Source organism: Thalassospira sp. MCCC 1A01148 (assembly GCF_001613795.1).
Classification (GTDB): Bacteria; Pseudomonadota; Alphaproteobacteria; order Rhodospirillales; family Thalassospiraceae; genus Thalassospira.
Map to the genome: position 1 here is coordinate 1 of NZ_LPVZ01000007.1, position 14,524 is coordinate 14,524.

16 protein-coding genes are annotated in these 14,524 nt (G+C 56.0%); all 16 read right to left on the minus strand.

Annotation, left to right across the window (positions count from 1 at the left end):
- Positions 1–70: 70 nt before the first annotated feature.
- Complete coding sequence (locus tag AUQ43_RS02170) at positions 71–895, minus strand: DNA adenine methylase (RefSeq protein ID WP_062953999.1); 825 nt, start codon at positions 893–895, stop codon at positions 71–73.
- 652 nt (positions 896–1,547) lie between these two features.
- Complete coding sequence (locus tag AUQ43_RS02180; protein WP_062954001.1) at positions 1,548–2,006, minus strand: hypothetical protein; 459 nt, start codon at positions 2,004–2,006, stop codon at positions 1,548–1,550.
- Complete coding sequence (locus tag AUQ43_RS02185) at positions 2,006–2,578, minus strand: transglycosylase SLT domain-containing protein (protein WP_084271960.1); 573 nt, start codon at positions 2,576–2,578, stop codon at positions 2,006–2,008. The genes AUQ43_RS02180 and AUQ43_RS02185 overlap by 1 nt, the downstream gene beginning before the upstream one ends.
- Complete coding sequence (locus AUQ43_RS20400) at positions 2,487–2,771, minus strand: hypothetical protein (protein ID WP_062954002.1); 285 nt, start codon at positions 2,769–2,771, stop codon at positions 2,487–2,489. Before AUQ43_RS20400 ends, AUQ43_RS02185 begins: the two co-directional genes overlap by 92 nt.
- A gap of 1 nt (position 2,772) precedes the next feature.
- Entirely contained in the window at positions 2,773–3,087 is a 315-nt protein-coding gene (locus tag AUQ43_RS02195; RefSeq protein WP_062954003.1) for a phage holin family protein, read from the minus strand.
- Positions 3,088–3,166: 79 nt separating this feature from the next.
- Positions 3,167–3,838 carry a DUF4376 domain-containing protein gene (locus tag AUQ43_RS02200; RefSeq protein ID WP_062954004.1) on the minus strand — a complete coding sequence of 224 codons (672 nt, stop codon included), beginning with the start codon at positions 3,836–3,838 and terminating at the stop codon, positions 3,167–3,169.
- Between the two features lie 11 nt (positions 3,839–3,849).
- Positions 3,850–6,060 (minus strand): hypothetical protein, encoded by a 2,211-nt coding sequence (locus AUQ43_RS02205; protein ID WP_114129895.1) that lies wholly within the window; start codon positions 6,058–6,060, stop codon positions 3,850–3,852.
- A 1-nt stretch (position 6,061) separates the two neighbouring features.
- Positions 6,062–6,664 (minus strand): hypothetical protein, encoded by a 603-nt coding sequence (locus AUQ43_RS02210; RefSeq protein ID WP_062954006.1) that lies wholly within the window; start codon positions 6,662–6,664, stop codon positions 6,062–6,064.
- On the minus strand, positions 6,664–7,317 hold the full coding sequence (locus AUQ43_RS02215; RefSeq protein ID WP_062954007.1) for a YmfQ family protein: 654 nt from the start codon (positions 7,315–7,317) through the stop codon (positions 6,664–6,666). Before AUQ43_RS02215 ends, AUQ43_RS02210 begins: the two co-directional genes overlap by 1 nt.
- Positions 7,307–8,404, minus strand: coding sequence for a baseplate J/gp47 family protein (locus AUQ43_RS02220; protein ID WP_062954008.1), 1,098 nt, complete (start codon positions 8,402–8,404; stop codon positions 7,307–7,309). Before AUQ43_RS02220 ends, AUQ43_RS02215 begins: the two co-directional genes overlap by 11 nt.
- Entirely contained in the window at positions 8,401–8,892 is a 492-nt protein-coding gene (locus tag AUQ43_RS02225; RefSeq protein ID WP_114129894.1) for a phage GP46 family protein, read from the minus strand. Before AUQ43_RS02225 ends, AUQ43_RS02220 begins: the two co-directional genes overlap by 4 nt.
- Positions 8,893–8,895: 3 nt before the next feature.
- Positions 8,896–9,507 (minus strand): phage baseplate assembly protein, encoded by a 612-nt coding sequence (locus AUQ43_RS02230; RefSeq protein WP_062954009.1) that lies wholly within the window; start codon positions 9,505–9,507, stop codon positions 8,896–8,898.
- Positions 9,507–10,607, minus strand: coding sequence for a phage baseplate assembly protein (locus AUQ43_RS02235; protein WP_062954010.1), 1,101 nt, complete (start codon positions 10,605–10,607; stop codon positions 9,507–9,509). The genes AUQ43_RS02230 and AUQ43_RS02235 overlap by 1 nt, the downstream gene beginning before the upstream one ends.
- Positions 10,600–11,826 (minus strand): DNA circularization protein, encoded by a 1,227-nt coding sequence (locus AUQ43_RS02240; RefSeq protein ID WP_062954011.1) that lies wholly within the window; start codon positions 11,824–11,826, stop codon positions 10,600–10,602. The genes AUQ43_RS02235 and AUQ43_RS02240 overlap by 8 nt, the downstream gene beginning before the upstream one ends.
- Before the next feature lies 1 nt (position 11,827).
- The gene (locus AUQ43_RS02245) at positions 11,828–12,676 is read right to left on the minus strand and encodes a hypothetical protein (protein ID WP_062954012.1); all 849 of its coding nucleotides are present in this window, start codon (positions 12,674–12,676) and stop codon (positions 11,828–11,830) included.
- Between the two features lie 14 nt (positions 12,677–12,690).
- Positions 12,691–14,328, minus strand: coding sequence for a hypothetical protein (locus AUQ43_RS02250; RefSeq protein ID WP_147250478.1), 1,638 nt, complete (start codon positions 14,326–14,328; stop codon positions 12,691–12,693).
- Positions 14,329–14,524: the final 196 nt, after the last annotated feature.

A 14,524-nucleotide genomic window follows, 5' to 3' on the forward strand; every position in this document is an offset into this window, starting at 1 on the left:
TTGGTAGCGGAGGAACGCTACCGCCGAAACAGTCCTAAACGCGCCCTGATCACGATCGCCTGCTAGGCCCTCAGATCAGGGTTTTCTGACCGCCAACGAGCGCCGTCTCCACATTTGAGATCAACAGCTCGCCAACGGGCTTCGCCTCCCCGCCCTGCACCGTGTATTTGGTCTTCACCTCAAGCATGGCAAAGTCCGAGAATATCTCGCGGATCTCTGGCACATCGTTGATCGACAGAATGAACGTGCCGGCCAAACCGGAAAGACGCTTGGCCAGGTCAACAAACCGCGACCGGGAAAACAGCGATTTCCCGTAATCCCCCTCACCACCGTAATAAGGCGGATCGAGGTAAACCAACGTTCGACCAGCGTCGTACCGGTCAATAACCTCGATGAAATCCAAGCTCTCGATGATCACATGTGACAGGCGCTTGCGGATGCGCTCGATATTGGCTTCGATCTTCTCGATCGAGAAACGAGATCCTCGATCGCGGTCAACACCGAAATTCTGCCCCGACGGCTTGCCACCGAATGCCTGATGCTGCAGATACAGGAAACGCACCGCCCGCTCGATCTCTGTCATGAGATCCGGACGCTGCGACTTGAACCGCTCGAACTCTTCACGCGAGCACAGAAGGAATCGAGCTTCATCCAGAACGACCGAATGATGACGACGCAACTGCCGGAACAGGTTTGAGACCTCGCCATTATAGTCGTTGATCACTTCGCACTTTACCGATCGGCGACGACGAAAAAACACGCCGCCCATACCGATAAAAGGCTCTAGATAAAGGTCATGGTCGACACCATCGATCAAATCGACGATCCGGTCAGCCAGACGACTTTTACCGCCGAGCCAAGGAGCCGGCGGTTCGCACTTGATTACATCTTCCATTTGTTAACGATTTACCTGTACTGTCCCGCCCGCCGTCGACGGCAGCGCGGGGCGGCTTAGCCGTGGGATGTTTGCCCATCCCGGTTTGGGTCGCTGGTACGACCCAACCCCCGCCGAAACGGGGTTGCGATATTGGCGCCAAAGGCCATATCCACACCGATCGACAACGGAAGATGCGTGATGGCTATCGATTGGGATGGATACATTTCGCTGCATGAAGCGGCACGGCAAAACGATCATTGTGTGGTTCATTGCATCAATGATCGGTGCCAGCATTCCAGCAGGCTTGACTTCGAACCCTTGCTAGAACGGTTCGACAAATCGACCAGCCTTGGAAAGATCCTGAAGCGGCTTCGCTGTCAGGCCTGCAAAGGACTTGGCGCGACACCGATCATGCAGGCCGGGTCAAAGCAAAAACCGCCCACGCCACTTTTCTGCCCGATCGAAGGACGGCAGGATCACCGTTGCGACAAAAAAAAGGCGTGCCAAACCGGATGCAGGTTTGACACGCTCTGAAAATCACGGCCCGGGATTGAGATCCGGACCAAACAACTCGCCGATCTTGCGGTTCTTCCCAAAGCAATCATCGTGCGCTGAGAGCAGATCGACGATAAACCGACCAACCTTTTTATCGGTAATCGGCGGGCTCGGATCATTCGGGCGGGGCGCGCACGATGTCAGCTCCCCCGGAACCTCCACCTCGATCACTTCCGTCACCTGAATCGGCTCCGACACCATTGTCCCGCATGCTGTCAAAAAGACCGCGCACAGCAGGACCGACACAGCCATCGTCTGGTGCATCATTCACCCCCTCGATAAAAGATTTGTACCTGGCTTCTGATCGCGAACGCCGATCCCGCTCTTCTGTCAGCGCGACCTCGATCCGGGATCGGGCACGGCGGAGGCGATCAATCGTTTCCATGTTCTGAATATTCGCATCCCGCCAGCGCGCGATCCGGACATCAGCAACCTCGACCCGCGCCATTGCCGCATCAAGGCGAACGGTTTGCACGCCCGCGAAGGCAAACAAACCAACACCCACAGCACCGATCAGCCACCAAAGCGTGCTGCCCGAGAAAAACCCGCCAACCAGCTTTAAAACACCGCCCATTATCCACCCCCGATCATTTGCCCGTACCAACCCCAGATCCGATCGACATAAGTGATCGTCTCGCGAGAATGATGACCGGTCACATCAGGCAAACACGAAACGATATCCCGATACAGAACAGGACCGCCGCACACCTTTTGCGCCTTGAGAAGACTGCCAAGTCCGGCGTTGTAACTGCCAAGCGCAAGACTGTGACGATCCCATTCCGGGCGCGGCGAAGACCACTGCCCCCGGAGCCCAGCCATATAAAAAGCCGCAGCCCGGATTGAGAGCTGCGGCATGAAAGCCGACGCATTCGCCGGCAGATCAATCTGCCCGGAAACCTGTCGCCACGTCCCGGGCATGAATTGGCATAACCCCTGCGCGCCGACAGGTGAAACCGCCCTGGGCTTCAACAAGCTTTCCTGATAACACTGCGCTTTCAAAAGCCGCCAATCAAGCCCAGGCAGATAGCGCGCCGAATGCTGGCGGAATTCTGCGTCAAAGCGATCCGGAAACGATAAGGCCCAGCAAGTGACAGACGGCAAGAATCCGAGCAGACACGTAAATAGAAACAGGCAAATCTTCCGCATTTGATATCCACCTCTTGAAATCAAAACCGGTACGCTTGTCCAAGCCTTTCAGCATCCAGCGCGCGACCAGAAACGCGATCAGCGCAAGTACGATCTGGATACAGGCCGAGACCACGGCAGGCGGAAGGACGTACGCAATCTGAGCGAGAACCGACAGAACTTCCGCCGGCAAGAACTTCAAAATTTGATCCATTTCAGACCCCTTTCCAGCGACCGAGCAAAATGGCCTGTATGCCTTTCGGGCCAAGCCAACCGATGAAGGTCGCAACCCCACAGGCCCCCTCGATGCTCATTTTGAAATAATCGACAACCCCCATGGAAATCGCGAAACACAACACCGCTGTGCCCAATTCCCACCAGAGTTCCCGCCCCCAGAACCGCCGCGAACCCTTGGCAACAAGATTCCGATGCCAGAGAACGCGAGCAAACAAAGTCAGGCCAACGACCGGCCACCAGAATTTCAACGCCGTGAGCCACTCAGGCTCGATATCATGCGGCGGCTTGTCCATGCCGGCACCCCTCCACCAAGCAAGCATTAAAAAAGCCGCCGATCGGCGACTGAGAGAGGGCGCGTTGGGGCAACAAAGATTAAGCCAGGTCAGGAACAGCCGGGAAACCTGTCGAACAATCGAACGCAATACAAGCATCGAGATCCGGCAACGCCTCGATCAAAGCCCAGACGTCATCAAGGTTTTCGATACAATCATCACGCAGAATGGCAACCGTGTCGGCAATCTGGACCATTTCTGCCGGGGTGATTTTCGGTGTCGAGTTATCGGCCATCCGGAACGGGATCAGCGTAGCATCCGACGCAGCAACCCGCCGATCGGCAAGACGACCTTTCTCAGCGATATTCGCACGGCTCATTTCATCGGTTTGCACAAGGTAGCTCTCACCCTCCGCGCGATCCCAGATCCAACCGCTAAACATCGCCATCTTGCAGCAATGCACAGCTTTCTTGCGCAGCTTCGCTTTGGCCGCATCGATATTGATTGGCGAAGTAGACCAAACCAGCGCCGCCGTCTGGTTCTCGCCTTCACCCTCGATCAAAACATCCGGCGAGGAGGCCACACTCTGCCATTCGGTTGAGGGCTTGCTTGTCTGAGCAATCGGCTTGACAAAATGCTCCGCCAGATGGCCGATCGAATGATCCGTCGCCGGCTTGAACTGGCGTCCGGTCACTGAGGTGAAATTCACCCCTTTCTCGTAGCGATTGACCGACCAGTCTTCGTTGAAAATCACATAAAGTGGATAACCCATTTGGTTAGCTCCTAAACAGCATTTGCAAATTTGACCGGCGTCTTGGCGACAGCAAAGCCAGCATATAAACCGCTATCGTTGGTTGATTGCGATGCGTCAAACCACTTCACACCGTTGCCGTAAAAGTCCATGCCCCATGTATCTACGCCAGGTGAAGATATGGAATTCAGAAACTGATTCTGGACATTTGGATTAGATCCAAGGTTGTCTTTGACGAAATAATTACTGCCCCCGGAAAGCTTGCGCCCCATAAACAAATCAGCCTCGAAATCGAGCTGGGCAAACGCACCGTCTGCCGCATCGTCATTCCCTTCGTAAACATACGATTTGGAAAACTGAGGGACGGATCTCTTAATCCAAACACGATAAGTGCCACTCGGCAGGGAGCCATCGACGGTGAATTGATTGACCGTATTACCGGTGATGAAACCGGGATCAGATGTAAATTCAATTCCGTTCAAGCGTCGATAGCCATCGCCACCCTGTGAGCGCAAATATTCGCGACGATCCCCACCCGAAACCGGGAAAAATGTCGCCTCATCCGCGACGCCACCCGCCGAATGATTGACGACAGTCGGAACACCGTTGACATGGTTAATTGTGACCAAAGACATGCCCGATTGGGACGTGCACCTGAATGCACGGTCGATACGCGTCCCTTGATAGCTCACATCAGCACCGACCGCCGCACCGCCAGAGTTAAACGTAAACCCGTCCTCTCCGACGATTTCGCCCGAATTGTCCGCTGTATCGAATGGGTTAACCTGCACGCCACCAATAATCATATTAACGCGCCATTCTTCGGCACTGTCTGTGCGGTTGGTGAGAACCAACGTATCGTCGACAAGAGGATTCCAGTTGGTGGAGAGATCACCACCACCAATGATCTGTTCACGCTGGTAGTATTCGGACGGGTCGAGTATCTGCGGGCAAGAAACCGAACCTGTACTGAGCGCCGCATTGGTGGGCGGTGCAAACCCCCACGGGTTTTGCCCGAAATTGACCTCTACGGTTGGAGAATTCCCATCATCGGAGAAAAAACCGAAATAGAAAGGCGTTTCGCCAAACAACTCAGGCGCAGATATCGCGCCTTGCGGGACCCCATCAATAAAGAACTCGATGGTTTCTGCCGCAGGGTCGGTGTATGCACCAACTTCTTCTGTCGTAAAGCCAGAGCTGTACGACGAGACCACTTCGAAGACTGACAGGGTGCCGTCATCTTCAAGCCAGATTGAACTTTCAGTGGCTACAATTCGATCAGAAAGATCGCTCGAGACACCCAGCACAAGTCTCGATCCGAAAACATCTACTTTGACGGTGAAATATGACGGCTTGTCCCTGTGAATGGGCAGCGTGGCGAAGCCAGAGGCATTCAAGGATAGATAAACCCCTGATGACCTCAAGTTTCCATGGCTGTAATTTCCATCCTTTGGACCATAGGGCAACGCCGCATTAAGGGTCGCGAAGTTGTTCTCGGGAACATCTACGGTCTGCTCGACAGATCCAACAACAGTAAGATCAGCGCCAGCCAAGTTTAGCCCCATGTTCAGAGCATCCGAAAACGGGGCATTAATGACCGCTGGGCCGGAGTAGTTTTTATTGACCCAATGGCCGTCATTGTTGAACCGACCGAAATCCTCCCGCGCTGGCGTCAAGCTGTCCGAATAGACAAAACGGCTAATGTACTGATCTTTGCCCTGCCCCGGTGAACTACTACCACCCCAAGAGCCGATATAATAATCGGTTGTCGTACCAAGATGCGGCATGTCGTAATCAAGGGCAGGGAATGTCCCTGTCAGAAGCATTCTGACCCCGTTAAGCCAAAACTGCACGCGGTCTGAATTGACAAGCGCCCCGGTATTAATGCGAATATGCGGGTTCTTATGAGCAGCCCCGCCGCGCACCTTCCCAACCGTTGCCACACTAAAACCGCCGCCTGAAGTAGGAGCGTTCTGAATCAGAAACTGGTCAGTAACGCCAGGTCCTGCATAGAAGTAATTCGCTCCGCTGAACGGAGTAGGCCCGCAGCAAAAGTGCTGCCGGTTAGCCCCCGGCGCGGTGTCCTTATACCAATAATCAATAACCGCTTCTCGCTGACTTGACGGGGAAAAATTCCCCACCAAGTAATTGCCGCCCTCAGGGAACAGCGACGAAAAATTTTCTGGATCACCCGGATCTCCACAGCCGATCTTGGCATATGCATTTTCCATCATCAGCGACATATCAGACCTCCGAGCGCTGAATGGTGACAACATCAATCACATCGTCGTCAGCGTCGTATTCGAGCATGCAACGGTTGACCGCGCCTGCGTCGTTAACAGGCGCGCTTTTTACACGGTACTTTGTTCCCCAAGTGATGCCGTGACCACCAACACCATCAATGGTCAGTTTGATTTGCGCAGGGCCTGCATCAGGGATCGTTGCCGGGTTGGAAATGTGCAACGCGCCATCCACAACATGCTTGAAGCGGTTACCCGTGGCCGGATCGAACGTTGCGACACCAGCATTGACGATCAGATCAACCGGCGTGGTGTGGAAACCCGCCCCAAGAGTTGCCGGCACAGTGCGCTGTAATGCATCCACCATGCCATCAATTACGGCCTGCGAAATTGCCTTGCGCAATTGCTGCAGATCCGCCTCATCCGCAGGGAGCGGCGTTTCGACGGTGCCAAGGAAATAATTGATCGCATGCTCGATCTCGCGCATCGGATGCTCGATCGCCTCGGCAGGCGGGATTGACCCCTCTACGCCGTTTTCCGGCACCGGGTTAACGTACTGGCGGTCCGGATCTTGGGTATCCCCATTAACTGGCGGCTGATACTGCATCACTCACCCTCATATGACATGGTCAAAAAAGAATGGGCCGGCTGATGCCGACCCAAGAGACATTCCAAATCTTCGGCACGCGATATTCGCGCAAGCGGGTCCTGACCCAATGTCGAGACCCCGACCTTGAACCACGTCACGCGCGGACCCAAAACCCGAACACGCCACCACGCACGCTTGTCGGCAGTCGCGCCAAGCATGTCGTATCGCGTGCTGTAATCATTGCCAGACGTGTTCGCTCCGCCAACTTGGCTTACACCGACCATGAACGGACGATATTCGACGATTTCGACCTCATATCCGAGCGTCTCCGCCAAACTGACAAAGTAACGCGGACGCTGACCGCCCGTCGCACGCAAGCGCGTCAACACGGCGGCACGCCGTTCCTCGATCGGCAGGCCGGTCGTCTGAAAACAGCAATCCGGCAGGCCGACTTGGCGTTCATGATCGGCAAGCATTTCGACTGCCCGGGCCGGTTGGCTTTCGATAATCAGGCGCTCTGCCGTGATATCGACATCGACCCATGTCGCCACCTTCCCGATCAGGAATGCATGGCCGACACCATCGTAATCACGAAAACCCTGCCATGCCGCCCCGGGCGGAAATGCCCCGGCGATCACATCGGCATATGCTTCAAGACGCTCACGCGACATAGGACACCGCCCCGATTACCGGAATTTCGCCAATCTCACAGACCACATCACCAGCAGGCACCGTCATCTTGTGCCGGTCTTCGCCCGCTGCGATCGCAACAGCCTCAATCAGCCAGCTTTTGCTGACAGTGACACCGGGCTCGCCACGCCGGTAAAGCATGTCGCGAATTTCCGCCTCGATTGCCGATCGCGTTTCCGGTGTATCCGGGTCCAGACCGGAGATCGTGACATTGATCGGCTTGGCAATTGGCACAACAACGAACAAATCGCCAGTAACCGGGCGCTCCGCATTAATATGCGCCGCGACAAGGTCCACATCCGCCGCAGTCGGGATGCCTTCGGAATCTGCCCGAAGCTTATCCATCATGAAGCGGACGGTTACGGTACCAAGCCCCATTTCGCGCGGCGATGGCCAGACACGAGAAACCCCGGAAACTTCCTTGGCCCACTTGACATAGTCATCCTGATTGCCGCCGTGCGGCGGCGTTCTGATCCGGTCAAGGATGCGTCCGCGATAGTGCTCACTAATACCCTTTCGACCGTCAAGCTCCGTGTCCGAACCACCTGAAAAGCCCGCAGATGAAACAACAAGAACCGGGTCAACACCCTCGACCGGCGAGGTCAATGTCAGCTTTGCGCCCGCTTCGAGGTTTCCCGCTGCACCGGGATCCACAGCAACAAATGAAGCGCTAGCCTCGCCGGAACCATCAAGAACAACACCCTCGACCAACCGAAACTCGGTGCCAGACTTGTCGCGTGCAGTCTGCGGAACAGGGAAAGATGCCCCAGCAAGACCCGTGGCACTCACAGAACCGCCGCCACGGGTCGCCTGATTGCGCTTTACACCCCAAGTGTAGCCATGGGCATCAAGGTTTTCTTCCGTCGCATACAACACCATCGTCTGAGCGGCGACATGATCGATGTATCCGTAAGCCCCCTTCGCGAGAAGGCCATCAACATAGGGCATGGCAGGAACAGGACCCTGCCCGACCGTAACACCCTGACCAAGCTCCCCCTCATAGTGTGCCTTGGATGTGGCGCGCAATTCAGCGAAATCCGGCGTCTGGAAACCTGTCAGTTTGCTCATGAGTTGCTATCCATCCATTTCCAGATATCAGAGTAACGGCGCTCAAAAACGGGCAGGTTTGGCCGCTCAATCAGCGCCCGACCCGAAATCACCCACCGGCCAGCATCGCGGTCGCGGGACGCCTCGAAGGTTGCCGAACTTGCAAACCCCTGATCGACGATCCACTGCAAAGCTTCCGTCCCGTATTCGCGCACGCGCGTGACCGTTTCCGGGGTGATGATCGCGCGATTTAAAAGCCAGAAACGAGACCCGACTTTCATGCCCGGGATCGCGGGCCAGGTATCCCCCCAGAAGCCGCGACGACCCTTTCCATCTGGCAATTCGTCATCATCACGGGCGCGCTGGTCGGTAAACAAGGACACCGTGACGGCGGTTTCCAGACCGTGATCCGTATCAAGACCACCAGAACCGTCACCCAAAAGCTGCAAATCAAAACGCCCCGCCTCGTTATCGAAGCGGAGCGACATGTCGGTAATCAAATTTGGCATTGATCACATTTCCTGATTGGGGGATCCCGTCGGGCCACCATTGTCGTTTTCAGGGTGGTTATGCCCGTTGTGGACTGACCGCATGCCGGCCACGGTCCGCGTGTTTCCATCATTCGTTTGGTCGGTAATGTCTTGAGCGACCTCCAAATTCCCACCAATCTTGACGTTTTGGGTGAACTCCCCCTCGGGGGTTTCGAAGATGATTTTCTCGGTCGCGACAACCCGCAAGACCTTGGTTGTCAGAACAGCCTCCTCTCCGCGTTTAAAGGTGAAAGTCTGCCCCTGATCGTCATACAACCCAACCTCACCCGGGACAGACACACCGCTCTTTGACCGGTGCCGCCGGTCCATCGGCGGCAAGCCGACGACCAAGTTGCGCTCTAGCTGTAGCGCCAACATCTCAGCGCCCCGCCCATTTGCATCCACCGGCAGAGGATATTGATCAAACCCGTAATGGTGCATGATCAACACATCATCCGGCGTCTCGCCGGCACGGCCCGAGGCTTGCGCGATCATCGCACCACTGCCCTCGGTCAGACGGCAACGACGGATGACCGCCCGAAAAAGCATATTCTCGACGCGGCGAGACAAACGATTGAGAATATCCTCAAACATCAAGAACCCCCACTGACCGCAGCTCGCAACGCGGCATATTGAGCATCGCCTTCCGCCTCTTTGAAAACGGGCTTCGGAGCCCAAGCAGATAACGGCTCAAGCGACAATGACGTCCGGTAACCGCCAGCATCCTCATCAAGCATCAAAGAGACCGACACGATCAGCATGTCGGAGCTGATCTTGTTTTTCTCATCCTCGACAGGGACGACGATACCTGGCTTCCAAAACGAGCCGCCCGATGTTTGCCGCCAGCCTTCAAGCTGGTAGCTGACACCGGTCGAAAGACCGATACGGCGGGACGCCTCCCATTCCACACGCGCCTTTAGCTGCGCGGAAGTTCCGGCACCATCTGAGGTCAGGATCGCGGGGCGGTAACGTTTGACCGCCTCGTCAATCGCAACCGCCTCAGACTGGGCAGCGGAAAGACCAAAATCCATGTCCGACGTTGCCGCCTGAGACCGCATGATCAGCCGGCTAAATCGACCGGACATATCGAAAGATCCGCTCAGCTCGACGATGTTATTGTCCAGCCGCAACTGACCCGTTTCGGTATATCGGTATCGAAGCACGGCCTCCGATCGCGCAAAACCGGGACGCCCGATCACGACACCACCATCGGTACCGGCCCACGCATTAAACCCGCGCTCTCGACAAATCCGGTCAATAACTTGCGAAACGGTTTCACCTTGCTCGACCTTGATCCGGTCAAACCTGTCGCCTGTTTGATCAACCGCAGACACGCCGACACCGAACGGACGACACAATTCCCGGCAAGCATCCAGCAACGAAACATTGCGCAGCTCTCCGCCTTGGACGATCGCAGCGCAATCGACCAAATCCCCGGACTTTGAACGCCCACTGATCCGTGTCCCTTCCCGATCGGGAACCGTCGACGTGTCGACACGGTCAAGCCAGCCCGTGAGAAGATCCTCATCACCGCAACGGACCTTGACCGACATATCCCCCACATCTTCGGGCGAGAAATCATCAACCGTCAGGGCAAAGCTGCCGGCGATATCCTTGATCGACATATTGAGGGAGCATTTCTGCCAACCATCATAAATCCGGCCATTCAGCTCGACCTCTGGAACATCACTCATCAAGAACCTCGACCGGAGCCCATGACGGCACCAAATTCGGATGCGCCAGATCATTGCGGCGAACGATCTCGCCTGCCCGGGAAGCATCCCCATAGAGACGATAAGCAGTCACCTCGGACGGCTCAGTAAGCCACGGCAGATCTTCGACGACGTTCGCCTTGCCAGCACCAGCTTCGCGCGTGAAATCAAAAACCGCCGATCGGACCGATGAAAGGGCGGCAAACACACCACCATCCCCCTCGCCAGCAACATCACTGCCAGCGCGGTCAATTTCGGCATCGATCACGTTAACGAAACCCTCGGTGATAGTCTGAGCCTGATTGTAGGAGAGGAAGGTATATTTCGGCAGAAGCTCTGTCGCCATTGAGATCGATGTTCGACGCACGAACGAACCAAGTGCAGACCTGTTGATCGCCTCAATACCCCGCGTTGCCGTCGAGATCGGGACGTCGATCCCAGACGCCTCGAACGCCCCCAGAGACAAGAACCCGCTAACACCGTCGTCAATAGATGGAACGGCGGCAGACAAAGCGGAAAATCCAGCCGACAATCCGGTCGCGATATCCAAACCACCACCGGTTAAAGCGGTAAGACCAACCGCACCGATTTCCGAGATCGCATCCTGCATGGTCGAGCTGACACCGAGCGCAGTGAAGACCTGACCACCAACCTGATCGGTTAGCGCCCCGATAACATCCCCACCAGCTTGACGAACGAACCCCGGAACGCCATCGGTAACATACGAGTTAACGAAAGCGTTCTGGGCAGCCAAACCAAGAGCGGACGATTTTTCAGTAAGCTGGAAGGCAGAAGAAATGCGACCAGCAGTAAAACCGCGCTCGGTGTTTTCGCCAACCTCTTCGAAATTGATCGTGAAGCTGGCGACGCATTCTGCATCGAAACTCTCATCAAGGTCATAGGTCACAACCTTGACCCGGCGCTCGGCAAAGCGGCCACCAAACGGGTCGACAAACGTACCTGGCCCCGCAGCATCTAGAGCCGCGACAAGCCGGTCCTTTGCCTCAAACCCGTCAGACGTCAAGACAAAGGCCGGCACACTGAATGAGCGAACCTTTCGCCCTAGATCCTGTGCCTCGGCCTGATCGCGGTTTGGGCGCTCAATTGTCGGGCCACGACGACCAGACGTTAGCTTGCGCGATTTGGTATGGAACGGAACACCGCGAAAACTGCCTTGACGCAAAAGATCCTCAAACGCCATATCAAACCCCCGGCAACCCGCGCGCCACTTGCGACAATTGATCGAGCGTACTACCGCCTGAAAGCGAACCTCCACCCGGAATTCCGGGCATTGCCGGGACAGGCTTTGTGGCGATCAGATGCTCGATAAACATACTTTTCTTAGGACCCGATCGGGAGGTTTTGAGTGCATCACGCATTTCACGCGCGAAATACGCCGCCATACGCCCCTCGACCACCCCGCTCATTGTCTTCTCAAACCGCCAGCGCGGCCTGATCCTTCGGGAATCCTGAATAACCCAAAGGAGCGACAGCGGGGTGCGCTTGCCCTTCTTTTGACGGACAAAAACGCCGCGCTTGCCGCGACCAAGATCAACAACAAACGGCTTTTGCTTGGCATACCCTTGCTTATTACGCTTGGAGCGCCGCGCTCCGGGGTATGTCCTGTTAGCCTTGAGATCCTGCCGAACCTTCTGCTTGGTAAATCGCCGCGCAACACGACCCTCTTTGGATTTCCGGGTCCTTGCCCCCAAACCCGGAATCCACGACCCCTCGCCCGATTTGCCGCGACGGGTACCGCCGACCTCTTGGTCCTCAAGAAACCAAAACGGCGTCCCGATCTCGGACTGGATCACGGGCTGAGACTTGTTGCTCGGCTTGACCCAAAGAGCCCTGCGCCCGCCGCCAGAGGCCTTGAGGGACTTTTCTCGAATGGTGAAACGACGCGGAAGTTGGTCAATTACAACATCCCGCCCCTCGTAAGTCAGACGGTTGATCGTGCGCGAGAGCGCATAAGGAACATGCTTTTTCTCCAATTCCGTCAAACGATCGATCACATCATCGATGTTGGTCGCGTAATCGAGATCAAGCATGTCACCCTCAAATCTTAGCCCGCACCGAGCCCCGCCAAACTCGGACCAGTTTTCAGATTGGTTTCAAGACCAATCCCACGAGACGCTGACCGGACAACCCGAGCCTCTTGGGCACCACCACCGACCAGCTCGATCGTTATCTTGCCCTCGGGAGCCTCCGGCACCGTCACGACGTTGCGGGTTTCAACCCGCGCATTCGCCACACGCTGCGCTGTTTGAGCGATAGACGGATCAGAAACCGGACCAGATTCCTCACCAGCGCCCGTGTCCGCCACTGCAGCATCGCCTTGCGAGATCCCCAACCGGTCGACAACCCAATCAGGGAGAACAGAAACCATCGACCGGATCTTGCCTTCGATAATAGATGCCAGGTCAAATCCGGTGATGTATTCAACCAGCCCCGTGAAGCCATCATACAAGAGGGAAAACGGGTTAAATTCGGCCATATAGGCCATTATTCCGTCGATAAAACCGTTTTTAAAAGCACCGCGGACTGCTTCGATCTTGCCCGTAAAGAAGGACACGATCCCATCCCAATTGTCATAGATCGCGTAAACCGCGCCCGCAATCAGACCCGCCGCCAGAACGATCGGGTTTGATGCAAGGACCCACCCGAGATTGGCAAAGGCCGTGCCAACGCTCAGAAGCGATGCGATGAACGGGCCAGCCATCAAGGCCGCAAAACCCAGCGCCGCATTCTGCCAGCCGCCAAGAAAATCAACGATACTTGCGCCATATCCGATCATGCTCTCGATCGAGGAAATGAAGCTCATAATCGCCTGACCTGCAGGCGTCGTGCCATCCTTCGCTACCGTGAACCACTGCGACATGGTAGCCGACACACCTATAATCGCCGCGCTAAGGCTCTCGACGATTTGCGGACGCATCGAGATAACGAACTCTTTCATCTTGGCAACCAATGGCGTCAGGACGGGAAACAAAGCCCCCATCAAACCGTTCCGCACACCGGTAACCGACTTACCGAAACTATCCATCGCGTCGTTGTAAGCTTCGGTGTCTTTGGCTGCCTGCCCGCTGATCATGCCGAGATCGGTCATTTCATCGAACAAACGCTCCAGTTCGGCCTGCGGCTGAGACAGTAGCTGAGCCATCGCTATACCACTCTCGCCGAAAAGCTTCATCGCGGCTGAGGTTTTCAGCGAAGGATCTTCGATCTTGCTGAATGCAGCCTGAAGCTCTGGCAGCAACTCATTGAACCCCCGAACCTCTCCACTTCCGTCACGGAGAGATATCCCCATAGCGTCAAAAATGGGCTTAGCCCTACCGATCCCGTTAGCCGCATCACCAACATTCTTTGACAAATCGCGGAAGCTTTTCATCAAATCCGCATTCGTCATGCCTGCGGCCTGATTTGCTGCATGCTGCCATTGCTGCAACTGCTCGGTGGTCAGCCCAACACGACGGCCAAACTTGGCCAGAACGTCCGCATCATCCGCCCCGCCATGTATCCACGCCAGCAATCCGCCACCGAGCCCGATACCGGCCAACCCCAAAAGCCCAGCTCCAACCCCGGAAATATGCCGACTGAGGCCGACAAACGACGTCCCGAGACGGCGGAAGCCATCGGTGATCTTATGGAACCCAAGACTGCGGGAAACCGCTGCAGCACGGGCGCGGATAACGGCAAGCATACCTTGCACACGGCGCATTGGCCCTGCGACCCGTTCCCGGGCATTCAGGATCATGCTAACGACGAAATTCTTACCCATTGTTCAGACCTTCCACAGCGGAAACCTGGCGCTGTGCATCTTCTTCATAGGCCTCGATGCACAGCGCAATGTCATCAAGTGTCATGTCGCGTATTTCCTCAGGCTTCCACCCGAACCG